The sequence below is a fragment of the Micromonospora arida genome (assembly GCF_003857035.1).
Lineage (GTDB): Bacteria > Actinomycetota > Actinomycetes > Mycobacteriales > Micromonosporaceae > Micromonospora > Micromonospora arida.
In genome coordinates this window covers 1-21,054 of sequence record NZ_QGSY01000137.1, presented here as the reverse complement: position 1 = coordinate 21,054, position 21,054 = coordinate 1, and the positions used below count along the sequence as shown (strand labels likewise).

Here is a 21,054-nt window from a genome sequence, read left to right as displayed (position 1 = left end):
GAATGGTGCGGGTCCTCGTGTTCGTCCCTTCGCGCCGGCCCGCTCATCGCGGGTGTGTGGTCGTGGCGGCGGTGTACCCCCGCTCGCCCGCGGTCACGTCGAAGGTGAGTGCGCCGTCGCGGACGTCCACCGTGACCTTCTGCCCCGGCGAGATCGCCGACTCCAGCAGCATCCGGGACAGGTGGTTGTCCACCTCCCGCTGGATCACCCGGCGCAGCGGGCGGGCGCCGAACTCCGGCTGGTAGCCGTGCTCGGCGAGCCAGTCGATGCCGGCGGTGGTGAACTCCACCTGGAGGTCCTGGGCGTGCATCCGGCGGCGGGTCTCCTCCAGCAACAGCGCGGTGATGTCGCGCAGCTGCTCGGCCTCCAGCCGGCGGAAGATGATGACCTCGTCGATGCGGTTGAGGAACTCCGGGCGGAAGTTCTCCTGCAGGCGGCGCATGAGCCGCTCCCGCAGCTCGTTGCTCTCCTGCTCGCTGCCCACGTCCCCGGTGCCGAAGCCGACCGAGCGCTGGGCGCCGGTGATCAGCTCGGACCCGAGGTTGCTCGTCATGATCAGGACGGTGTTCTTGAAGTTCACAGTGCGACCCTGACTGTCGGTGAGCCGCCCGTCGTCGAGCACCTGGAGCAGGATGTTGAACACGTCCGGGTGGGCCTTCTCGATCTCGTCGAGCAGCACCACCGCGTACGGGCGGCGACGCACCGCCTCGGTGAGCTGACCGGCTTCCTCGTAGCCGACGTATCCGGGTGGCGCGCCGACCAGCCGGCTGACCGTGTGCCGCTCCTGGAACTCGCTCATGTCCACCCGGACCATCCGGTCCGCCTCGCCGAACAACGCCTCGGCCAGGGCCCGCGCCAACTCGGTCTTGCCGACACCGGTCGGGCCGAGGAACAGGAAGCTGCCCATCGGTCGCTCCGGGTCGGCCAGCCCGGCCCGGGAGCGGCGCACCGCCTCGGCGACCGCGGTGACCGCGTCGTCCTGACCGACCACCTTCTGGTGCAGGTGACCCTCCAGGCGCAGCAGCCGGTCGCGTTCCTCCTCGGTGAGCTGGCTGACCGGGATTCCGGTGGCCCGGGAGACCACCTCGGCGATCTCCTTGGGGCCCACCTCGGGCACCTGGGAGCTGGACGAACCGTCCTCGCCGTTCGCCCGCCGGATGGCCTCCTCCAGTTCGGAGATCCGGTCACGCAGCGCGGAGGCCCGCTCGTACTGCTCGTCGGTGACGGCCTGTTCCTTGTCCCGACGTACCTCGTCGAGTTCCTGCTCCAGCTCCCGCACGTCGGACGCGGGGGTGCGGGTCCGCAGCCGCACCCGGGCGCCGGCCTGGTCGATGAGGTCGATCGCCTTGTCCGGCAGGAACCGGTCGGTGACGTACCGGTCGGACAGCTCGGCGGCCGAGACCAGCGCCTCGTCGGTGAAGCGCACCTGGTGGTGGGCCTCGTACCGGTCGCGCAGCCCGCGCAGGATGGCGATGGTGTCGTCGACGCTGGGCTCGGGCACCAGCACCGGCTGGAAGCGCCGGGCCAGGGCGGCGTCCTTCTCGATGCTCTTGCGGTACTCGTCCAGCGTCGTCGCGCCGATCACCCGCAGCTCGCCGCGGGCGAGGGCGGGTTTGAGCATGTTGGACGCGTCCATCCCGCCCTCGCTGCCGGCGCCACCGGCCCCGACCAGGGTGTGGATCTCGTCCATGAAGATGATCAGCTCGTCGCGGTGCGCCCGGATCTCGTCGATCACCTTCTTCAGCCGTTCCTCGAAGTCGCCCCGGTAGCGGGTGCCGGCGACCAGACCGGCCAGGTCGAGCTGGACGACCCGCTTGCCGAGCAGGGTCTGCGGTACGTCGCCGTCGCAGATCCGTTCGGCCAGCCCTTCGACGATGGCGGTCTTGCCGACGCCGGCCTCGCCGATCAGCACCGGGTTGTTCTTGGTCCGCCTGGACAGGATCTCCACGGCCTGCTCGATCTCGTCGGCCCGCCCGATCACCGGGTCGATCTGGTCGTTGCGGGCCAGGTCGGTGAGGTCCTGCCCGTACTGGTCCAGGGTGGGGGTGCCGCGGTCCGGCTTCGGCCCGGTCATCGGCCCGCGCTCGGCGTTGGCGGCCTGCAACGACTCGGGTTGGATCCGGCCGGCGGCCAGCATCCGCCCGGCCGGCGACTCCGGGTTGAGCGGCAGCGCCATCAGGATGTGCTCGGGACCGATGTAGTTGGCGCCCATCGCGCGGGACAACTGATGGGCGTCGAGCAGCGCCCGCTTGGCGGCAGGGGTCAACGACAGGTTGGGCGGCACCTCCCCGCGCGGCGCGCCGTCGCCCTTCCCGCCGAGGGCGTTGAGCAGGGTGTCCGCGTCAGCACCGGCCCGGCGTACCAGGTCACGCAGTGGTTCGCGTTGCAGCGCCGCCCAGAGCAGGTGGTCGGTGTCCAGGTCGCTGCTCTGCCGTTGCGCGGCCCGCCGGGCCGCGTCGGCCAGCATCTCCCGGGCGTCGGCCGTCATCAGTCGGGTGATGTCGACCCGGTGCGGCGGTCGGCGCCCTCCCTCGCCCCGGCCGAAGTACCTGGCCAGGAATTCGTCCCACGGGTCGGAGCCGATGTCACCGGGTCCCATCATGTCTGTCCTCCGCAGTAGGGCTCGGCACGGTCGGCAGGGGCTACCCGGCGCGCGCCCCGACAAACGCCGCAGGTGGCGGAGGACGGGCGTTCCGGGAGTGGCGTCGGGTCCGGGCCGGCCGATGGTGGCAGGCTGACGGGATGGATGAGACCCCGCTGCTGATCGTGGATGGCGCCAACGTGGTGGGCTCGCGCCCGAACGGGTGGTGGCGTGACCGTGCCGGGGCCGCTGCCCGGTTGCGCGACTCGCTCGCCCCGGTGGCGACCATCGGGTTGCCGGCCCGGCTGACCGCCCCGGTGGAGGTGGTCCTGGTGGTCGAGGGGGCCGCGCGGGACGTGCCGGGCACCGAGGGTGTGCGGGTGGTCTCCGCCGCCGGCTCCGGCGACGACACGGTGGTCGAGCTGGTGGAGGGCGCGCCGCGGCGTCGGCGGCTGGTGGTCACCGCCGACCGGGAGTTGCGCGGGCGGGTGACGGCGCTGGGCGCCGAGGTGTACGGCCCGCGCTGGCTCCGCGAGAACCCGACCAGCAACTGAGAAATTCTCGCACTGGGACTCCCACAGATCGGACTCCCGGCACTTCCGAGGGCCTTCCGGACAGGCGGGCAGGAACACCGACAGGGCGGATGTTCTTTCGGAACCGCCGATAGGCTCTAATGGAGATCTCCCCGCCCCCAGGAGGTTCCGCCGTGGCGAGCGTCGCCGAGCTGAAGGCTGCCATCGATGTCGCCCTCCAACAGATCGGAGACGGGCAGACAGCCGTGCAGGCGGCCGGCGAGAAGCTCTCCGAGGCACAGCAGACCCTGGCCGGGGCGCTGGAGGGCAGCGGGCACGAGACGGTGGAGGCGGCCCAGGCGTCGCTGACCCAGGCCAGCCAGGAGCTGGAGGAGTGTCTCGCCGCGACACTTGTCGCGGTGGAGCAGGCGCAGCTCTACGTCTCCACCCTGTAGGCCGCCATGTCCATCATCGAGGATGTCGGCGGGCAGGTCCGTGCCGCCACCGAGGAGTTCCCGCTGGCGCTGCTCGGGCAGGCGCTGGAGAAGTTCGGCCTGGCCGCGGAGCGGCTGCGCTGGGTACGACAGGAGTCGGCCAACCCGATGGGGGTGCCCGAGCTGTCGGCCGCCACCGAACACGCCGAGAGCGCCGGCTACGCGCTGCGGGTGGCCCAGGAACAGCTGTCGGCCTACCTGACGGCGATCGGGCTCGGCGCGGACGGCGCCCCGGCACCCCGCCCTGATCAACGCGCTCCCCGACACGACACGCCACCGGCGTCCGGGCCCGCCACGGTCGCGCCGGAGCCGGCCGAGCAGGTGCGAATGCGCCGCTGGTGGTCGGTGCGGGTGGCCGAGCTGACCGGCGGGCGCGAGGGCACCGACGACGAACCCGACGAGCGGGTGGACGACTCCCAGGAGTTGCTGCGCCGAGTGGTGGGCGGTGTCCGCTCCGGCGACCGGGACCGGCTCCGCAAGGAGCTGCGCCGAGCCCCGGCCGACGTGGGGCTGGGCATGGCGGCGCTGGCGCCGCCGCTGCTGCGCGAGCTCGCCGGTGAGCTGCTCGGGCACCCGCCACGCGCCACCGACCTCGGGCGGCTGCGCGGCGAGTTGGACGGACGCGTCCGCGACCTGCTGCCCGGTTTGCCGCCGCCGGTGCTGGAGACGCTGCTGACCCGGGTGTGCCGGATGCCGCCGCCACGCACCTCCGGGGAACCACCGCACGCCGCCGACTCCGCGGTCACCGCCGGGGTGGCGACCGGGCTGCTGCTCGCCCGCCTCGGCCGGGACCTGCCGGCCGGCGGCGCGAGGGAACCGGCGGGCGCGAAAGAACCGGCGGGCAGCGCGGGGCAGCGAGGCGACGCGGGGCAACCGGCGGGCGCGCAGCGACCGGGTGGGACCGTGCGACCTGGCGCGGTTCCCCGTGCCGGCGGTGCGGTGCAGCGGCCGGGCAGCGCGGCTGCGCAACGCTCCGGTGGCCTGCCGCCGCGTTCGGATGGGCCGACGGCGCGCCCCGGTGGGCTGCCCCCACGCTCGGGCAGCCCGTGGCGGGACGCGCCGACGCGCCGAGGCACCGATGGCTGACCGGCGCGGTCAGCTGGCCAGCCGTGTCCGGGAGACCCTCGCCCAGGCGTTGGGCGCCACCCGTACCCGGCTGTCCGCCGCCCAGGCCGACCTGACCGCCGGGCGGGAACGACTGGCCCGGGTCCAGCGAGCGGCGGCCGCCGTACCGGCGCGGGTGGGCGCCCAACGGGACCGCCGCATCGCCGAGATCGACGCCCGCTACTCCACCCGGATCGCGGAGCTGGCGCGGCGGGCCGCCGACGCGGCCCGGCAGGAGGCGCCCGGCTGCGCGGGGGCCGACTGGGCCGGGTGGGCACCGACACCCGCCCGCCGGGCCGAACCGCCCGGCGCGCTGCGGGTCGGCACGGTCCGGATCGACGGGGTCGACCCGGTGCCCGCGCTGGTGCCGCTGCTCGACGCCGGGCACGTCCACCTCTCCGGCGACGACCGCGCCGGCTGCGACGCGGTGGTGTCCGCGTTGCTGCTGCGGGCCGTCGGCCGCGCCGACCCCGGGGCGGTACGACTGATCGGGTACGACCCGGACCAGCTCGGCGGCGGACTGGCCGGGTTCGCCCCGTTGGGCACGGCAGGGCTGCTCACCTTCGTCGGCCCGGGCGGGCTGGGCCCGCTGCTGGATGACCTGGTGGAGCAGATCCGCCGGATCAACGAGACGGTCCTCGCCGGCGAGTACGCGTCGCTGCGCGAACTGGCGGCGGCGACCGGCCGACGACCCGAGCCGTGGCGGGTGGCGGTGCTGCTCGGTGGGGAGGAGCTGAACCGGCACGAGCGCGGGCAACTGGACCGGGTGGTGCGGGCCGGCGCCGCCTGCGGCGTACACCTGGTGGTGCACGGTGTGCCGTTGCCGGAGGATTCGACCGTGACCCGGGTGGTGGCCGGGGTGTCCGGCGCGCGGATCGGCGGCTCGGCCGGACTGCCGGTCCGGCTGGACCCGCCGCCACCGGCGGCGCTGGTCACCGAGACCTGCCGGGACGTCGCCGCCCAGGTGAACGCGGGCCCGCCGCCGACCCCCTTCACCGACCTGCTGCCCCCGCCCGAGCTGATGTGGCGGGAGGACTCCGCCGACGGGCTGACCGCGCCGATCGGTGAAGGCCCGCACGGTCGGCCGGTGCGGTTGACGCTCGGCGACTATCCACCGCACGCGCTGATCGGCGGGCCGTCCGGCACCGGCAAGACCAATCTGATCTTCGCGTGGATCGGCGCCCTCGCCGCCCGCTACTCCCCCGCCGAGCTGGAGTTCTACCTGTTGGACTTCAAGGAGGGGGTTTCCTTCGCGCGGTTCGCGCAGGGCCGGCGCGACCCGAGCTGGCTGCCGCACATGCGGCTGGTCGGCATCAACGTCAACACCGACCGGGAGTTCGGGCTGGCGCTGCTGCGCTTCCTCGCCGAGGAGTTGCGCCGACGCGCCGACGCGGCCAAGAAACACGAGGTGACCAAGCTGGCCGAGCTGCGGGCGGTCGACCCGACAGGGCACTGGCCACGCATCGTCGCCGTGGTGGACGAGTTCCAGATGTTGCTGGCCGGCCGGGACGTGGTCGCCCGGGAGGCGGCCGACCTGCTGGAGGACCTGGCCCGCCGCGGCCGGTCCCAGGGCATCCACCTGGTCCTGGCCTCGCAGGACGTGCGGGGCATCGAGGCGCTGTGGGGGCGCCCCGCGCTGGTCGCCCAGTTCACCCTGCGCATCGCGTTGCCCAAGGCGCTGCGCATCCTCGCCGAACGCAACGACGCGGCGCAGTCGCTGCCGCGCTGGCACGCGGTGGTGAACGCCGAGTCGGGCATGGTGGAGGGCAACGAGGTGGCCCGCATCCCGTCGGCCAGCGACTGGGAGACCTGGAGCGGGTTGCAGCACCGGCTGTGGCGGATGCGCGCCCCCGACGCGGCGCCGGCCCGGCTCTTCGACGGCGACGCGATCCCCCGGCTGGCGGACGCCCCGGACTTCCGGGCGCTCGCCGTACCGCCGGACGGGACCGTGCCGCGCAACCCGGTGGCCCTGCTCGGCGAGATCATCGACGTGCAGTCCCGCTCGGGGTCGCTACGGCTGCCGCGCGCCCCGGGCCGCAACCTCGCGGTGCTCGGCACCCGCGTCGACGAGGCCTGCGCGGTGCTCGACGCGGCGGCCCGGTCGCTGGCCCGTCAGCACCCGCCGGGCACCGCCCGGTTCTCCATCGCCTGCCTCGACCCGGACGCCGACCCGATCGCCCGCGCCCTCTACGACGACCTGGCCGACGACGCCTCCTGGTACGACGAGGAGACCATCGGCGAGCTGATGGCCGAGACGGCCGACGGGCTCAGCGGCCCGGGAAGCCCGCACTACCTGCTGCTGTTCGCAGTCGACGCGGCAGCGGGTGCGTTGGCCGCTCGCGCGGGTCGGCGTACCGGCCTGGAGCAGCTACGTCGGATCCTGCACGACGGGCCGGAACGACGCACGCACGTGCTGGCCTGGTGGCGGGGAGTGGCCCGGATGCGCGTCGACCTGGGTGGGGCCGGCACCCGCACCGACCAGATCGGCGCCTGGGTGGCCCTGGACGCGCACGGCGACGAGCTGGGCTCGTCGCTCTATCCGGGCACCGGCGGCCCGGACTGGTATCCCCGCCCCTGGCGGGGGCTCTTCTTCGACCGGGCGGTGCACCGCACCGGACAGGTGATCATCCCGTATGGACCGACACGATGAACGAACCGGTGACCAGCGAGACGTACGCGGCGCAGCTGCGGCGGCTGGCCGACCTCACCGCGCGGGTGCGCGAGCAGCGCGCCGAGGCGCACACCTGGCACGAGCGGCAGTGCGTTGCCGCCGAGCGGGCCGTCGCCGAGGCCGCCGAGCAGCTCCAGAGCGCCGAGGAGGAGCTGGTCGCCGCCCGTGAGCAGCAGAAGCAGGTGGACGCCGAGGTGGCTCACCTGTGGCAGCAGGTCCGCTCGCGCCTCGGCGCCCGCCGCCTCGGCGGCCCACCCGCCCCGGCGAACGGCGTCGGAGCCACCGACCCGGTGCTGCTGCTCGCCAAGGCCCGGGACCTGCTCGACCGGGCTGGTCAGCCGGGCGAGCTGCCCGGCTCGGTCAACCCGCTGCTGGCGCTCTGCGGCGTGGCCGGCGGTGTGCTGGCGTACGCGCTGGGCGCCGGTGCCCGCGCGCTCGGCGTCGGGTACGGCGGGGACCTGGCGGTCGGACTACCGGTGCTGGCGCTGGTGGTGACGCTGCTCGGGCCGTTGGTCGGCCTGGTGCCGGCCCGGGTGCTGGCCGACCGCCGGCACGCGGTGCTCGGCCCCCGACCGATCACAGTGGTCCTCGGTGCGGGGGTGGTCGCCACCGGGCTGCTGCTGGCGCTCGGCCGCTGACCGCGCTGACCGGAACAGCCGTCGAGGTTGTCGCATAGTCGACCGTCGGCGCGGCGAGTCCCGGGGCCAGATCTTCGATACGGTACGAGAAATGGTCAGCTTCTCCCTCAGCTACCCCACCGACCGTGGTGGCGACGCCGCGCGTCTGCTCGACGATGCGTTGACCACCCGATTCGGTGGCGAGAACATCCTCGTCGGCGTTGCGGGCGCCGTGGAGGGCTCCGCCGATCTTCGGCGGCGTCTGGCTGCCTCGGCGGCACTCATCGTCGTGATCGGACCACACATCCCTGGCGTGCCCGAGGTGCCGTCGAGAAACCTTCCGGACATCACCCGTCGGGAGATCGAAACCGCCTTCGAACTGCAGATCCCGATCATACCGGTGCTGGTGGGGGGCGCTGAACTGCCACTCGAGACGGAGTTACCCGAACCGCTCGGGCCACTCGCTCGACAGCAGTACCGGCGGCTCCACGCAGGTACCCTCCGCGAGGACATCCGTCATCTGGTCGACGACCTGGCGAGAAGTTTCGGCGCGAAGAGCGAGAATGCTGGGCCGGTGCCCGCGATCCGACTGATCCTCAGCGCGGAACCGGTTCGGTTGTTCATGCCCCCTCCCAAGCGGCGACCAGCGGTGACGATCGTCTACTCGACCCGCCAGGGTGATTGGGTGGTCGCCGACAGCAGCCGGCCGATACGGTGGTGGAACCCCGCGATCGTCGCCAGATTCGTGACCCGCTACGAGGTGGACACCAGCGACCACGGGGCCGACTTCCACGTCCGGTTGCCCGCGAAGGGGGGCGCTTACCACTTCGAGGCGTCGATCTCCGTCCGCTTCCGGGTGACCGACCCGGCGCAGATCGTCCGACGCGCGATCACGGACGCCGCGGGCTTGATCCTCAAGTTCCTGCTCGAGATCTGCAGGCCGGTCACCAGGCAGTTCGGTCCCGAAGAAGTTGCCGAGGCCGCGGCGGCCCTGGACGGGCGACTCGCTCGGGAGGTTCTCGTCCCCGAGGGCATCACCCTCTACACGAGAGGGACGCGACTGCGCCTTGACGATCACGCGAGGAACTATGTGCGAGAGCGTGAGTCGCAACGCGCGAGACGTTACCTGCAGGAGCGAGCCAAGCCTCGGGTGGAGTTCCACGGGTTTCCGCCAGTTGCCGGCGCGATACCGTCCCTTGCGTGGCGGGATGGCTCGTCCTCTGTGGGTGCCAGGCGGCCCCCGGAGCGGCTGCTGGTGGCGCGGGCGCCCGCGCAGGTGCCTGCGGGCCAGGACCTGAGCGTGGACGTCCGGCTCGTCACCGAGGGACGGCCGGTTCATTCGGACGCCGTGACCGCCCGGCTGGAGAACCTCCTCGTCGCTGACGACGGCACACCGGTGACGGTGACCGTCCACGCGCCCGTCGGCCTGCACGCCGACGGCCCGCTTCAGCAGACCGTGGTGGTCAAGCCGGACGAGGACCCGGATCCGATCCGGTTCGGTTTCGGGGCGCGTACCCCGGGTCTGCATCGCATCGACGTGACGGCCTGGGCCGGCGGCACGTTCCTCGGCGAGGTGTCCGTCGAGGTATCCGTCGCGGACGGTGGGCCGTTCCGCGACGGCCAGTTACACGCGGCACCGCTGAATGCCGCGCAAGCCCGGCCGGGCGAGGTCACCATGGAGGTGCGATTCGACGGCAGCCGCTACACGTTCCAACTGCGCTCCGACGCGGCGCTGTTCGCCCCGGTCGTCGAGTCGATCACGAACCCGCCCACCGCCGCGGTGGAGAACGCGATCAAGGAGTTGCAGCAGCTCGCCGGGGGTGGTTCCCGGTACAACGCGACGATGACCCGCGAGGTCATCCGGTCGGCGGGCATCCAACTGTGGTCGGAGTTGGTGCCGGCTGACGTGCGGGACCAGTTCTGGCAGGTCGGCGCCGACATGAGCGCCTTCACGATCGCCACCGACCACGACGTGGTCCCGTGGGAACTGCTCTATCCGCTCAGCGCCCAACGCGATGCCGGCTTCCTCGTCGAGCAGGTCCCCGTGGTACGCCGCACCTACGGGCAGCGCCGCAACGCGAGGGTCGGCCTGCGCAACCCGCGCTTCGTGGTGCCACCGAAGGCTCCCACCGGCGCGCACGAGGAGATCGCCACCATCCGCGCGATCCTCGGAGCGGCCGACAGCGAGCCCATCACCAGGGCCGACGAACTCCTCGCCCTGATCAATGCGGGGGCGCTCGGGGCGATCCACTTCGCCTGCCACAACACGTTCTCGTCGGACGGCTCGTTCATCGACATGGATGGCGGCCGGTTCAAGCCGGCCCTGCTCGCCGAGGCCAGCATCCGGAAGCTGCTGGCGGAGACCGGCCCCCTCGTGTTCATCAACGCGTGCCGGAGCGCGGGCGTGGCACCGACGTACACGAAGATGCTCGGCTGGGCGCAACAGTTCATGTCGTCCGGAGCGGGCGCGTTCGTCGGCACGCTCTGGGCGGTTCGCTCGGACAGCTCGGCCCGCTTCGCGACCGCGTTCTACCGGTCCCTCGCCGACGGCGCCACGCTCGGCGCGGCGGCCCTCGCCGCACGGGTCGAGCAGCAGGACGACCCGCTCGATCCGACCTGGTTGGCCTACACCGTGTACGGCGACCCGTTCGCCACCGCCGCCGTCTGACCGGTCGGCAACTCAACTCGCTCAGGAGGGGACGTACGGCATGGACGTGATCGACTACAGCGTGCCGGTCGAGGAACTGGTGTCGGCGGTGAAGAACGCGGTGAAGCAGGCCGGCATCTCCACGACCGACGAGGGCCGGGACCTGCGGGTCGGCACGGTTCAACTTATCTTGAGTGCGGTCGTCACCACGAAGCTCGGCGGTGGCCTGGACTTCCGGGTCCCGGTGATCGGCTGGAAGGTCAAGGTGGGCGGCAGCCACGCCCGCCAGCGGACCCACACGATCGACATCACGCTCGTCGCCGAGGATCTCCAGGATCAGCACGAGCTGCGCCACAGCGCGGTCGAGTCGACCCTCGTGGACGCGATCACCACGATCCGCGCGGTGGTCACCGCGGGCACCGGGGGTGACGACCCGCTGGTGTTGCAGGCCGCCACTGTGGAACTCGTCTTCGGCGTCACCGACCAGGGCACGATCTCGGTCGGCGCGGAGGGTGAGCTGACCGAGGAGGTCACGAACACGCTCAGGATCGAGCTGGTCGGGGCAACAGCCGGGTAGCTCAGGCCGGGACGAGCACGGCCTCGCGGAGCAGTCGGCGGGTCAGGGTGACCCGGTCGGCGTCGTCGGGCAGGCCGGGCAGGTCACCGACCCGGGTGACCGTGCCGGTGAGCAGGGCGCGGGCGGCCGGTTCGCAGCTCGCCGGAAGGGTGATGGTGCGGTCGAAGAGGCGCAGCGCCACCGTGTCCGAATCGTGCGGCACCAACTGCCAGCGCAGGCCGGGACGCAGGGCGACCCGGGAGTCGGCATCCAGGGTGGCCAGCGCGTCGGCCTGGGCGAGCGGTCGGATCGGCGCCGGACGGGCCGCCGGCCAGGCCCGCTGGCGCAGTCGCGCGGCGACCGCGCCCGGGTCGGCGCGCAGCAGCCAGTCCCGCAACGCCTCCACGGTCTCGGTCAGCTCCGGCTCGATGGCGTCCGGGTCGGCGACGTCGGTGCCGAACGGCAGGCTGGCCCGCAGCCGCTGGTCCTCGGCGGACAGCGCCAACAACTCCTCGACCAGGGCGTAGCGGGTGAGCGCGCGGATGCCCACGGTCAGGTGCAGCGAGCTGGCGTCCTGCGCCTGCGCGCTGTGCAGCCACCCCCGGGGCAGGTAGAGCGCGTCACCGGGGGCGAGCACCACGTCCAGCGCGGCCGGGCCCTGCGCGGTGGCACCGACCTCGTCGGCGCGCCCACCCCACGGCTGCTTCTCGAGCGGGTCGGGCAGCACCGGCGGGTGGATCCGCCAGTGCTTGCGGCCGTCGACCTGGAGCACGAACACGTCGTGGGTGTCGTAGTGGGTGGCGAAGCCCTGGCTGCCGGCCGGGGTCAGGTAGGCGTTGATCTGCAACGGCTGGTTGAGCGCGAGGCCCAGGTCGCGGGCGAAGTCGACGAGCGGCGGCCAGATCCGGTGCAGCCCCTGCAACACCAGGGTGGCCCCGGACGCGTACTGCTCCAGGACCCGCTCGTCGAGCACCTGGTCGCCGATCTCGGCGCCCGCCCCGCCTCCGCCGGTCCAGCGCGACGCCGCGACCAACTGGCCGTCCTTGGCGACGCGCAGGAACGGCGTACGCAGGCCGCGCCGGCTCAGCAGCTCGTCGGCGTCGGCGGGGCTGAGCAGGTCGGTGAAGCCGGCCGGGTCGGGCAGTTCGGCGGCGCGGGACAGCAGCGGGGTGTGCCCCCAGTGCGCGGCGGCGAACTTGGCCGGTTCGACCGAGACGCAGCGGGCCAGCGCCGCGGTGGCCTCGGCGGACGGAACCGCCGGGCGGCCGTGGTGGCCGCCCGGCGGGTCGAGGTAGGTCATGGCGAGCCGCTACCGGGCGCTGCCGTCAGCGCCACCGTCCTGCTGGCCCGGGGTGGCACCGCCGTCGGCGGGACCCTCCGCGCCGCCATCGGCGCCACCGTCGTGCTGACCGGGAGTGGCACCGCCGTCGGCGGGACCCTCCGCGCTGCCGTCGGCGCCACCGTCGTGCTGGCCCGGGGTGGCACCACCGTCGGCGGGACCCTCCGCGCCGCCATCGGCGCCACCGTCGTGCTGACCAGGGGTCGCACCGCCGTCGGCCGGACCCTCCGCGCCACCGCCGCCGGTGGTCTGCATGTCGTCATCGTTGAGTGCCATCGGTACTCCCTCGGGTGTGCCGCCCCGCCGTACGCCGGGGTCCGTCGTGCTGCGGGTGGTACCCCACGCGCGATCTTCTCTAACCCTCACCGTAGACGCCGAACCGGGGCGACACGGGCAGTTCGCGAGCGGCGGCGGAGAGTGCCAGGATGGGGTGGTGATCCTGGTGGGCACGTCCGGCTGGCAGTACCGGGACTGGCGCGGCCGCTTCTATCCGCAGGGGCTGCCGCAGCGGCTCTGGCTGGAGCACTTCGCGGCCGGGTTCGCCACGGTCGAGGTCAACAACGCCTTCTACCGGCTGCCCGAGCGGGACACATTCGCCGCCTGGCGGGCGCGCACCCCGGCGGACTTCTGCGTGGCGGTGAAGATGAGCCGCTACCTCACCCACATCAAGCGACTGCGTGACCCGGAGGAGCCGGTGGCCCGGTTCCTCGGCCGCGCCACCGCGCTCGGTGACCGGCTCGGCCCGGTGCTGCTGCAACTGCCACCGAACCTGCGGGCGGACGTCGAGGCGCTGGACGCGACGCTGCGACTGTTCCCGGCCCAGGTGCGGGTGGCGGTCGAGCCCCGGCACCCCTCCTGGTGGACCGCCGCCACCCGTGCGGTGCTGGAGCGGCGTCGGGCCGCGCTGGTCTGGGCGGACCGGCTGGGCCGCCCGGTCGCCCCCCGTTGGCGCACCACCGACTTCGGCTACCTGCGGCTGCACGAGGGGCGGGCGCGGCCGTGGCCGCGTTACGGTCCGGCCGCGCTGCGGTCCTGGGTGGGTCGGCTGACCGACGCCTTCGGCGCGGACGAGCCGGCGTACGTCTATTTCAACAACGATCCGGGCGGGGCCGCGATCGTGGACGCCGTGGCGTTCGCCGCGCTGGCCCGCCGGGCCGGGCACCCGGTGTCGCGGGTGCCCACCGCCGCCGAGGCCGCCGACCACTGAGCCCGCCCGACAACCGTCGGACGGGCTCGCGGTGTCAGGCCGTCACGGCATCATCGTGGCGAGGTCCTTGGGCATGGTGTCCTTCACGTCCTGCCACTCACCCTGGGTCACGTGGCGGCGCAGCGTGTCCAGCACCACCTGCGTCACCCGCTCCGCGCCACCCTCCGCGTCGTACGGGAAGCCCTGCCGCACCTCGTAGAGGAAGTCGTCACGGTTGAGCTTGATCGGCACGTCGGACGGCACCCAGCCGTCGAAGTAGATCCCCCGCACCAGCACCGGCAACTGCTGGGCGAACTCCACGCTCTCGTCCACCGGCAGCCGGTCGCGCAGCAGGTGCAGCACCGTGCGCAGCGCCGCGTACGACTGGTTGCGCCGTTCCTTCGGCCAGCCGTAGGCGTTCTCGATGTCCTTGAGAATAAGGTTCGTCTTGTCCAGCGAGGACTCGAACGCTGAGATCATCGAGTCAGCCATCGGTCGACCCCCGTTCCGTGGTGTCCCACCGTCGGTCGTCGGCGCGGCGCGGCGGCCCCGCCGGGCCACGACGGGCCCGTACCGGGCTGCCCTGTGGGGCGCGCCGGGCGTTGTCGGCCGTGCCGACCACGTGCAGGACGGCACCACGCCGTCGATCCGTCACCACTCGAACCGTCATCCCCGTCACCTCCGTGTCGTCTCCGGCGTCGGCCGTCCTCGGGCGGCCGTACCCACCGCGTCCACCCTGCCCATGGGTGGGGTGAGTCGTCCCCACCCGGATCGGGTGAGGTCAGCCGGCGTCGAGGAGATCCGCGAGGGTCTTCGCGTTGGTCTGCGCATAGTCGCGGTAGCAGTTGTTCATGAGCACGTGGGTCTGCCCGGCCTCGTCGGCCAGCTCGCGCAGCTTCGGCGCCCAGTCGGCCAACTCCCGCTTGGAGTAGTGGTAGCCGAACTTCTCGTGGATGTCCTTGCTGGTCCACTTGTCGCTGTGCCCGTGGAAGCGCATGACCGCGAGGTCCGCGGTGGCGGCCAGCACCGGAGGCAGCGACGAGCGGTGGCCCTGCGGCATGTCCACGCAGACGTACGGCAGTTTGTGCTCGCGCAGGAAGGCCAGGGTCTCGTCGGCGTTGTCGCCCTCGAACCAGGAGGCGTGGCGGAACTCGTACACCGGGCGCAGCGGCGCGCAGCGCTTCGCCACCTCCAGCAGGTACTGCTTGTTGGCCCGCTTGATGGTGAACCACGGCGGGAACTGGAACAGCAGCGCGCCCAGCTTGCCGGCCTCGACCAGCGGGTCCAGCGCGGACAGGAAGCGCGTCCACACCTCCTCGTACGACTGCGCGGGCAGGTCGTCGGGGTAGACGTTCTTCTTGTCGGTCTCCGGGCGCAGGTCCTTGTAGAGCGCGCTGACCCGGGTGGGGTGCCCGGTCAGCAGGCTGAACGCCTTGATGTTGAACGTGAAGCCGGCCGGGGTGCGTTCGGCCCACAGCCGCGCGGTCGCCTCGGCGGGCGGCGAGTAGTAGGTGGCGTCCACTTCGACCAGCGGGAACTGCCGGGCGTAGTAGGCCAGCCGCTTCTCCGGGGTGTCCGCGGTCTGCGGGTACCACCCCGAGTCCAGCAGTGTGCGGTCGGTCCAGGACGCGGTGCCCACGAGGATGTCACCCATTGGGGAAGTCCATCGCGTCGCGGACCGACCGGCAACCGCTGGGGTGGCTCAGGCCGCCCGCCGCTCGCGAGTCTGCTTGCACGTCACGCACGTGGTGGCGGACGGGAAGATCTCCAGCCGCTCCACCGGGATCGCCGCCGAGCATCCCTCGCACCAGCCGTAGGTGCCCTCCTCGAGCCGGCCGAGGGCGTGCTCGAACTGGGCGCGGCGGTCGAGGATGGTGCGCAACAGGGACTGGGCGGTGTCCCGCTCGGCGGTCTTGGTGCCACTGTCGGCCTGGTCGTCGCCGGCGGTGTCGCCGACCTCCACCAGCCGCAGCACCTGGCTCTGGAGCACCGCCTGGTCGTACTCCCCGGTCAGCTCGTCGTAGCGCGCCTGGAGCGACTGTCGAATCTGGTCGATCTCCGTCTGGGACCGGGCCGTACCGACCGTGTCGTGGACGAGCATCGCTGCCTGCCTTTCCTGGGCCTGTGGCTCAAGGTGAACCGGGTGCCGGCGGCGCGGGGCCCCGGTCACGGTCGCGTTCGGTGCGCGGGCGATGACCCGCGCTCTGTGAGCCGGGCGAGTACCCGCCGGACCAGCCGGGCAAACCGACAAGTTCTCGGTTGTTGTCAGTCGTTCCCGCCGGGCTCCACGAGCGCCGGTCGGCGGGGGTCGTCGGCGCGTACCACGACGTCAGCGAAGCTCGCCGGGACGACCTCCTCGGCGTACCGGTCGAAGGCCGGCAGCGCCCACTGCAGAGCCGGTTCGGTGCGCCGGCGCAGCGCCGCCGGGGACAACTCCAGGTGGACGGTCACGTCGAAGGGCAGGCCGCCGCCGAGCAGCAGCGAGCCGCTGACCAGGACGACGCCGCCGGGCGCCAGGTCGACGTAGCGGGCGCGGCTGGCCCGGTCGGCGTCGGCGTCCCAGAGCGACGGAAGCAGCCGGCCGCTGCCGCCCGGACCGGCCGGGTCGAGCACCTCCCGACGCAGCCCGGCCTCGTCGACCCAGGCCTCGTAGAAGGAGTCCGGGTTGGTGCGCCCCAACTCGAAGCGCAGCGACGCGGGGCGCAGGAAGTCGGTGGCGCGGACGTGCAGCACCGGGTGCCCCTGGGCGCGCAGCGGGTCGACCAGCGCCGCGGCCAGTTCGTCGGCGCCGGCGGCGGGGGCGCCGTCCACGGCCACCCGCAGCCGCGCGGGCCCGGCGGTGGCGCTCGCGGCCCGGGTCGCCGCGTCGGCCAGCCGGCCGGTCAGCTCGGTGACGAGCAGGTCGGGCGAGATGGGGCGGATGCGCACCGGACCATCCTGCCCCGCGCCGGGTACGTCGGTGCCGCCGGTCAGCCGCTGCGGTCGATGGTGACCCGGGCGTCGTCGGCCAGCCGGTAGCCCACGCCGTAGACGGTGGTGACCAGCGGCACGTCCACGCCGACCTTGCCGCGCAGCCGACGCACGTGCACGTCGACGGTGCGCACGCCGGCGTGTTCGTAGCCCCAGACGGCGTTGAGCAGTTGCAGCCGGGTGAACACCCTGCGCGGGTGGGCGACCAGGTGCAGCAGCAGGTCGAACTCCAGCCGGGTCAGCGGCAGCGGCTCCTCGTCGCGCAGCACCGAGCGCGACGAGGCGAGGATGTGCAGGGCGGGAATGGTCGGGCTGATCGGGCGCGTCGGCGACCGGTTGGCGGGCGCCTGGTCGGGGCGGCGTTCGGCCGGAACCGAGCCGATGATCACGCCTTCGCCCCGCTCCAACATCTCGCGGGCGGCCTCCAACAGCCGGCGCGCCGCCGGGGTCAGCGACTCCTCACAGGCCAGCGGGATGGACAGCGTCACGGTGAGCACGGGCGCGGCGGTGTTCGCCGGGCGACGCTGGCCGCCGGGAGGTCGACCGGGCACCGCGGGTTGGGACGTATGCCATCCGGCGCGCGACGACGCGGGGCTGACCGACATGGTCCTCCTTGGGCTGGTCCGGGTATCTCCCCACGGCCCGGGACGCCGCTCCATCGATGTTTCCCGGCGCCTGGGCGAGGGTCAAGAGGCGGCTGCGTTGCATGAATGTGACAATTGACGAACACATCGGAGCCAGATGCTCGCTCTGCGTACGAGGCCTGATGATTACAGCAGAGTCGTCGAGATGCCCCGTTACGGGGGTCCCCGACCGGTTCACCAGGCGGTCACATCGCCGCCGGACCAGGGCTCAGCTGCTGTGATCCACGCTGATCAGGGCCTCGTCGGCCAGTCGGTAGCCGACGCCGTAGACGGTGGTGACCACCTCCGAGCCGGCCAGCTTGGCGCGCAGCCGGCGGACGTGCACGTCCACCGTCCGGGCCACCGCGTGCTCATAGCCCCAGACGCTGGAGAGCAGTTGCAGGCGGGTGAAGACCCGGCGGGGCCGCTCGGCCAGGAACAGCAGCAGCTCGTACTCGATGCGGGTCAACGCGATGATCCGGTCGCCCTGGCGGACCATCCGCGAGCCGGCCAGGATGCGGACGTGGTCCGGTGCGGCGGGCGGCGCGGCGGGGCGCGGGGCCGACGCGGGCTCCTCCACGGCACGCAGTTGGCCCTCCCCCGACTCGGCCAGCTCGCCCAGCAGCTGCACCAGGCGGGCCAGCCGGGGGCTCAGCGGCCCGGGGACGAGATCGAGGGTGATGGTCAGGGTCGGGCTGGTGCGCGCACGGGCCGGCGGGCGCACGCCGGGGTGGCGGCGCGTGGGGATGGCGACGACGGACATGATGCCTCCTGAGTGGCGGTACGCGCGCCACGCCGGGTGTGGCGTGACGGTCAGCGGCGCGCCCAGCCGGCGTTGACCGGGGACGCGAGGGGAGATGGGTGGTGCAGTGGGGTCGGGCCGAGGGCCGGCAGGCCAGCTATCCGCCAGGCCGCGAACCCACCGACCACATCGGTGGCCCGGTGCAGGCCGACGTCCTGCAACGCGGCGGCGGCCAGCGACGAGGTGTAGCCCTCCTGACAGAGGATCACCACCGGCACGTCGTAGTCGACGGCCTGCGGCAGCCGGGCCGCACAGCGTGGGTCGAAGCGCCACTCCAGCACGTTGCGTTCGACGATGAGCGAGCCCGGCACCACGCCGTGCGCGGCCCGCTGCGCGGCCGGGCGGATGTCGACCAGCAACGCTCCGGCCCGGTACGCCAGGTGCGCCCGCTCCGGGTCCAGCCGGCGCAGCCGGGCCCGCGCGGCGGTCAGGATCTCGTCGATGCCCCTGGAGCCCGGTGGCGGCACGGGGGCGGGACAGTGCTCGGCGGTTATCTGCATTCTCGGGTCCTTCCGGTGACAGGGTTCTCGGTGGGAGCGGCTACCAGGACCGGCCGGCCTCGGCGACCTCGGCGACCCGCAGCCGCCCGTTCAGGAGGTGATATCGGGTCATCCGCAGCAGCGCCGGCCGGTAGACGTGCACGCTGACCGCCGGCGCCGAGCCCCGGTTGGTCACCTGGTGCACGTGCCGGGGGCCGAAGCGGCGGCCCGCGCCGGCCGGCAGCAGTCGGGGGCGTAGTCGACCGGCGCTGACCGTCTCCTCGGTGAGCACGCCGCCGACCACCCGGAACGCTCCGGAGGAGCCGCCGTGGTCGTGCAGGTCGGTGCCCTGCCCGGGCAGCCAGGTCAACGCCCACACCTCGTGCTCGTCGCTGACGGCGAGGCGGGCGTACCAGCGCTCGGCCGGGTCGAAACGCAGCGCGACCGGCCAGCCGGCCGGGTCGGCCCATCCGGCGGCAACGGTGAGCAGGTCGGGCTCCGGACGGTGGTGCGTCATGGCGGTTCCTCGCGGGTCGTTCGGCGGGGTGCCCTCGTACTCTAGACGGCAAAGCCTATAGGTTTAGTAGGTAATTCCGTCTGGTGGGACGCCAGGTCAGCCGCTCGGGTGAATCAGCGCAGCACCGGCGGGTCCGCGCGGTAGCCCGGCAACGAGGGCCAGCGGACGGTCAACACCACCGACGCGCGCTCGGCGAACCACGAATGGTCCACCCCACGGGCCCACACCACGTAGTCGCCCGGCTCGGCCAGCCGTACCGTCCGGTCCGGCAACTCCACCCGGAAACACCCCTCGACGAGTACGAGCAGAGTGGTGCGCCGCTCGCCGGTCGCCCAGCGGGACCGGGCCTGCCCGGGCGGATGCACGCCCCACTTCACCTCGACGTCGGTGCTGTGCCGGATCTCCCCCGGCGGCGCGAAGTGCCCGAGCAGCCAACCAGCGTTGGTGGCGCCGTCGACGCCCGCGTTGCCCACGTACACCGTCTCACCCATCGGACCCCTCCCCCAGCGCGCCGGCCGAGCAACCTATCAGGACCGGTGTGGCTAACCTGGACCGGTGACCGAGAACCTCGACGCCGAGACGCTGGCGTTCGCGCACCGGATGTTCGACCTGGCCCGAGCCGGCGCCACCGACGAGTTGGCGGCGCAGATCGACGCCGGCCTGCCGGTCAACCTCACCAACGACAAGGGCGACACGCTGCTCATCCTGGCCGCGTACCACTCTCACCCGGACACGGTGGCCGCCCTGCTCAGCCGCGGCGCCGACCACACCCGGGCCAACGACCGCGGTCAGACCGCATTGGCGGCGGCGGTCTTCCGCAGCAGCACCGAAGCGGTCCGCGCGCTCCTCGCCGCCGGCGCGGATCCGGAACACGGCAACCCGTCAGCCGTCGAGACCGCGAACTTCTTCGACCTGCCGGAGATGACCGAGCTGCTGCGCGTCGGCTGACACCGGCACGGCCGGGCGGTATACAGGGGCGGTGGAAGATCCTCTGCCCGAGCAGATGCGGGCGGCCAGCACCGCGCTGCTGACCGCCCTCGACCCCGCCGCCCGCGAGAGCGCGATGCACTCGTTCGACGACGAGGCGGCCCGACGCTGGCTGGAATACCGGCCTCGACCCCGACCGGGCGTCTGCCTCGCCGAGCTCGACGTCACCGCCCGCAAGGCCGCCCACCGGTTGCTGGCCACCGCGCTCAGCCCCTCGGCGTACGCACAGGCGATGGCGATCATCTCGCTGGAGGAGGTGCTGGACCGGGCCGAGGGCTGGCAGCGCGGGCGGCACAGCGGCGACTACTGGGTGGCCGTGTTCGGCGACCCGGCGCGCGACGACCGTTGGGCGTGGCGACTCGAGGGGCACCACCTGTCGGTGAACATGACAGTGGTGGACGGTCAGGTCTCCCCCGCGCCGATCTTCTTCGGCGCCAACCCGGCCGCGGTCCGCTACGCCGGCCGGCCGGTCTCCCGTCCACTCGGTGTCGAGGAGGACCTGGCCCGCGCCCTGCTCGACGCGCTGGGCCCGGCCGAGCGGGCCGCCGCGATCATCGCCGACGACGCGCCGGCGGACATCATCAGCGCCACCCGCGGGCGGGTCGACGCGCCGCTGGAGCCCCTCGGCGTACCGGCGGAGCGGCTGGGACCGACCGGCCGCGCGCTGCTCGACCAGGTGGTCGCCCTCTACCTCGACCGGCTGCCACCCGAACTGGCCCTCCGGGAGGCGACCCGACTGGACGCCGGCCCACTGCACTTCGCCTGGGCCGGCCCGACCCACCCCGGGCGGCGGCACTACTACCGGGTGCAGGGCGACGACCTGCTGATCGAGTACGACAACACCACCGCAGACGGCAACCACGCGCACACCGTGCTGCGCCGCCCCGTCAGCGACTTCGGCGCCGACGTCCTGGCAACCCACCACCACACACTTATACACATCTCCGAGCCCACGAGACGCGTAGTAAA

At 73.1% G+C, this 21,054-nt stretch carries 23 protein-coding genes; 10 read left to right on the top strand and 13 right to left on the bottom strand.

All coding sequences use genetic code 11. From position 1 onward, the window contains the following. Positions 1-43: 43 nt before the first annotated feature. On the bottom strand, positions 44-2,602 hold the full coding sequence (locus DLJ58_RS08545; protein WP_124854655.1) for an ATP-dependent Clp protease ATP-binding subunit: 2,559 nt from the start codon (positions 2,600-2,602) through the stop codon (positions 44-46). Between the two features lie 140 nt (positions 2,603-2,742). Here DLJ58_RS08545 and DLJ58_RS08540 point away from each other — a divergent pair, with 140 nt between their 5' ends. The 7 genes from DLJ58_RS08540 to DLJ58_RS08510 all read left to right on the top strand — a co-directional run bounded on the left by DLJ58_RS08540 (position 2,743) and on the right by DLJ58_RS08510 (position 11,203). Beyond that, positions 2,743-3,135 carry a PIN domain-containing protein gene (locus DLJ58_RS08540; RefSeq protein WP_091408422.1) on the top strand — a complete coding sequence of 131 codons (393 nt, stop codon included), beginning with the start codon at positions 2,743-2,745 and terminating at the stop codon, positions 3,133-3,135. Positions 3,136-3,287: 152 nt separating this feature from the next. Continuing rightward, positions 3,288-3,548, top strand: coding sequence for a hypothetical protein (locus tag DLJ58_RS08535; protein ID WP_030332749.1), 261 nt, complete (start codon positions 3,288-3,290; stop codon positions 3,546-3,548). 6 nt (positions 3,549-3,554) lie between these two features. Next, complete coding sequence (locus DLJ58_RS08530) at positions 3,555-4,673, top strand: hypothetical protein (protein ID WP_124854654.1); 1,119 nt, start codon at positions 3,555-3,557, stop codon at positions 4,671-4,673. Next, positions 4,666-7,341 carry an FtsK/SpoIIIE domain-containing protein gene (locus tag DLJ58_RS08525; RefSeq protein ID WP_124854653.1) on the top strand — a complete coding sequence of 892 codons (2,676 nt, stop codon included), beginning with the start codon at positions 4,666-4,668 and terminating at the stop codon, positions 7,339-7,341. Before DLJ58_RS08530 ends, DLJ58_RS08525 begins: the two co-directional genes overlap by 8 nt. Then, a complete protein-coding gene (locus DLJ58_RS08520; RefSeq protein WP_124854652.1) occupies positions 7,338-8,000 on the top strand; it encodes a hypothetical protein in 663 nt (220 codons plus the stop codon). Before DLJ58_RS08525 ends, DLJ58_RS08520 begins: the two co-directional genes overlap by 4 nt. A gap of 91 nt (positions 8,001-8,091) precedes the next feature. Beyond that, the gene (locus DLJ58_RS08515; RefSeq protein ID WP_124854651.1) at positions 8,092-10,647 is read left to right on the top strand and encodes a CHAT domain-containing protein; all 2,556 of its coding nucleotides are present in this window, start codon (positions 8,092-8,094) and stop codon (positions 10,645-10,647) included. A 40-nt stretch (positions 10,648-10,687) separates the two neighbouring features. Continuing rightward, entirely contained in the window at positions 10,688-11,203 is a 516-nt protein-coding gene (locus DLJ58_RS08510; RefSeq protein ID WP_124854650.1) for a trypco2 family protein, read from the top strand. Position 11,204: 1 nt separating this feature from the next. Here the strand turns inward: DLJ58_RS08510 and DLJ58_RS08505 are convergent, their stop codons facing one another. Further along, positions 11,205-12,482 (bottom strand): cupin domain-containing protein, encoded by a 1,278-nt coding sequence (locus tag DLJ58_RS08505; RefSeq protein WP_124854649.1) that lies wholly within the window; start codon positions 12,480-12,482, stop codon positions 11,205-11,207. Positions 12,483-12,491: 9 nt separating this feature from the next. Beyond that, positions 12,492-12,797, bottom strand: coding sequence for a hypothetical protein (locus DLJ58_RS08500; protein WP_091408405.1), 306 nt, complete (start codon positions 12,795-12,797; stop codon positions 12,492-12,494). A gap of 157 nt (positions 12,798-12,954) precedes the next feature. On the opposite strand from DLJ58_RS08500, the gene DLJ58_RS08495 reads away from it, so the two are divergent. Further along, positions 12,955-13,728, top strand: coding sequence for a DUF72 domain-containing protein (locus DLJ58_RS08495; RefSeq protein ID WP_208740937.1), 774 nt, complete (start codon positions 12,955-12,957; stop codon positions 13,726-13,728). Positions 13,729-13,770: 42 nt separating this feature from the next. Here the strand turns inward: DLJ58_RS08495 and DLJ58_RS08490 are convergent, their stop codons facing one another. The 10 genes from DLJ58_RS08490 to DLJ58_RS08445 form a co-directional block, all read right to left on the bottom strand. Beyond that, positions 13,771-14,199, bottom strand: a complete 429-nt coding sequence (locus tag DLJ58_RS08490; RefSeq protein ID WP_124854647.1) for a DUF2267 domain-containing protein — start codon at positions 14,197-14,199, stop codon at positions 13,771-13,773. Then, positions 14,192-14,377, bottom strand: coding sequence for a hypothetical protein (locus DLJ58_RS08485; RefSeq protein WP_124854646.1), 186 nt, complete (start codon positions 14,375-14,377; stop codon positions 14,192-14,194). Before DLJ58_RS08485 ends, DLJ58_RS08490 begins: the two co-directional genes overlap by 8 nt. 111 nt (positions 14,378-14,488) lie before the next feature. Further along, positions 14,489-15,361, bottom strand: coding sequence for a DUF72 domain-containing protein (locus DLJ58_RS08480; RefSeq protein WP_124854645.1), 873 nt, complete (start codon positions 15,359-15,361; stop codon positions 14,489-14,491). Positions 15,362-15,409: 48 nt separating this feature from the next. After that, positions 15,410-15,808: a TraR/DksA family transcriptional regulator gene (locus DLJ58_RS08475; protein WP_124854644.1), complete on the bottom strand. Its 399-nt coding sequence runs from the start codon at positions 15,806-15,808 to the stop codon at positions 15,410-15,412. Between the two features lie 164 nt (positions 15,809-15,972). Further along, complete coding sequence (locus DLJ58_RS08470; protein WP_124854643.1) at positions 15,973-16,635, bottom strand: nucleoside/nucleotide kinase family protein; 663 nt, start codon at positions 16,633-16,635, stop codon at positions 15,973-15,975. A gap of 41 nt (positions 16,636-16,676) precedes the next feature. Beyond that, on the bottom strand, positions 16,677-17,282 hold the full coding sequence (locus DLJ58_RS08465) for a winged helix-turn-helix domain-containing protein (protein ID WP_091408384.1): 606 nt from the start codon (positions 17,280-17,282) through the stop codon (positions 16,677-16,679). Positions 17,283-17,529: 247 nt separating this feature from the next. Continuing rightward, positions 17,530-18,063 carry a winged helix-turn-helix domain-containing protein gene (locus DLJ58_RS34845; RefSeq protein WP_124854642.1) on the bottom strand — a complete coding sequence of 178 codons (534 nt, stop codon included), beginning with the start codon at positions 18,061-18,063 and terminating at the stop codon, positions 17,530-17,532. A 50-nt stretch (positions 18,064-18,113) separates the two neighbouring features. Further along, positions 18,114-18,602 (bottom strand): rhodanese-like domain-containing protein, encoded by a 489-nt coding sequence (locus DLJ58_RS08455; protein ID WP_124854641.1) that lies wholly within the window; start codon positions 18,600-18,602, stop codon positions 18,114-18,116. Positions 18,603-18,642: 40 nt separating this feature from the next. Continuing rightward, on the bottom strand, positions 18,643-19,098 hold the full coding sequence (locus tag DLJ58_RS08450; protein WP_124854640.1) for a cysteine dioxygenase: 456 nt from the start codon (positions 19,096-19,098) through the stop codon (positions 18,643-18,645). Positions 19,099-19,211: 113 nt separating this feature from the next. Then, positions 19,212-19,589, bottom strand: a complete 378-nt coding sequence (locus DLJ58_RS08445) for a signal peptidase I (protein WP_124854639.1) — start codon at positions 19,587-19,589, stop codon at positions 19,212-19,214. Positions 19,590-19,698: 109 nt separating this feature from the next. Here DLJ58_RS08445 and DLJ58_RS08440 point away from each other — a divergent pair, with 109 nt between their 5' ends. Both DLJ58_RS08440 and DLJ58_RS08435 read left to right on the top strand, forming a co-directional pair. Next, positions 19,699-20,046, top strand: coding sequence for an ankyrin repeat domain-containing protein (locus tag DLJ58_RS08440; RefSeq protein ID WP_425271301.1), 348 nt, complete (start codon positions 19,699-19,701; stop codon positions 20,044-20,046). A gap of 31 nt (positions 20,047-20,077) precedes the next feature. Continuing rightward, the coding region (locus DLJ58_RS08435; RefSeq protein ID WP_208740935.1) for a DUF3500 domain-containing protein at positions 20,078-21,054 on the top strand (977 nt) is incomplete at its 3' end.

Bases quoted from the DNA above. Each gene is read 5' to 3' on its own strand.
- DLJ58_RS08545 (WP_124854655.1), bottom strand. From the start codon at position 2,602: ATGATGGGACCCGGTGACATCGGCTCCGACCCGTGGGACGAATTCCTG.
- DLJ58_RS08540 (WP_091408422.1), top strand. From the start codon at position 2,743: ATGGATGAGACCCCGCTGCTGATCGTGGATGGCGCCAACGTGGTGGGC.
- DLJ58_RS08530 (WP_124854654.1), top strand. From the start codon at position 3,555: ATGTCCATCATCGAGGATGTCGGCGGGCAGGTCCGTGCCGCCACCGAG.
- DLJ58_RS08525 (WP_124854653.1), top strand. From the start codon at position 4,666: ATGGCTGACCGGCGCGGTCAGCTGGCCAGCCGTGTCCGGGAGACCCTC.
- DLJ58_RS08520 (WP_124854652.1), top strand. From the start codon at position 7,338: ATGAACGAACCGGTGACCAGCGAGACGTACGCGGCGCAGCTGCGGCGG.
- DLJ58_RS08515 (WP_124854651.1), top strand. From the start codon at position 8,092: ATGGTCAGCTTCTCCCTCAGCTACCCCACCGACCGTGGTGGCGACGCC.
- DLJ58_RS08510 (WP_124854650.1), top strand. From the start codon at position 10,688: ATGGACGTGATCGACTACAGCGTGCCGGTCGAGGAACTGGTGTCGGCG.
- DLJ58_RS08505 (WP_124854649.1), bottom strand. From the start codon at position 12,482: ATGACCTACCTCGACCCGCCGGGCGGCCACCACGGCCGCCCGGCGGTT.
- DLJ58_RS08500 (WP_091408405.1), bottom strand. From the start codon at position 12,797: ATGGCACTCAACGATGACGACATGCAGACCACCGGCGGCGGTGGCGCG.
- DLJ58_RS08490 (WP_124854647.1), bottom strand. From the start codon at position 14,199: ATGGCTGACTCGATGATCTCAGCGTTCGAGTCCTCGCTGGACAAGACG.
- DLJ58_RS08485 (WP_124854646.1), bottom strand. From the start codon at position 14,377: ATGACGGTTCGAGTGGTGACGGATCGACGGCGTGGTGCCGTCCTGCAC.
- DLJ58_RS08480 (WP_124854645.1), bottom strand. From the start codon at position 15,361: ATGGGTGACATCCTCGTGGGCACCGCGTCCTGGACCGACCGCACACTG.
- DLJ58_RS08475 (WP_124854644.1), bottom strand. From the start codon at position 15,808: ATGCTCGTCCACGACACGGTCGGTACGGCCCGGTCCCAGACGGAGATC.
- DLJ58_RS08465 (WP_091408384.1), bottom strand. From the start codon at position 17,282: ATGTCGGTCAGCCCCGCGTCGTCGCGCGCCGGATGGCATACGTCCCAA.
- DLJ58_RS34845 (WP_124854642.1), bottom strand. From the start codon at position 18,063: ATGTCCGTCGTCGCCATCCCCACGCGCCGCCACCCCGGCGTGCGCCCG.
- DLJ58_RS08455 (WP_124854641.1), bottom strand. From the start codon at position 18,602: ATGCAGATAACCGCCGAGCACTGTCCCGCCCCCGTGCCGCCACCGGGC.
- DLJ58_RS08450 (WP_124854640.1), bottom strand. From the start codon at position 19,098: ATGACGCACCACCGTCCGGAGCCCGACCTGCTCACCGTTGCCGCCGGA.
- DLJ58_RS08445 (WP_124854639.1), bottom strand. From the start codon at position 19,589: ATGGGTGAGACGGTGTACGTGGGCAACGCGGGCGTCGACGGCGCCACC.
- DLJ58_RS08440 (WP_425271301.1), top strand. From the start codon at position 19,699: ATGTTCGACCTGGCCCGAGCCGGCGCCACCGACGAGTTGGCGGCGCAG.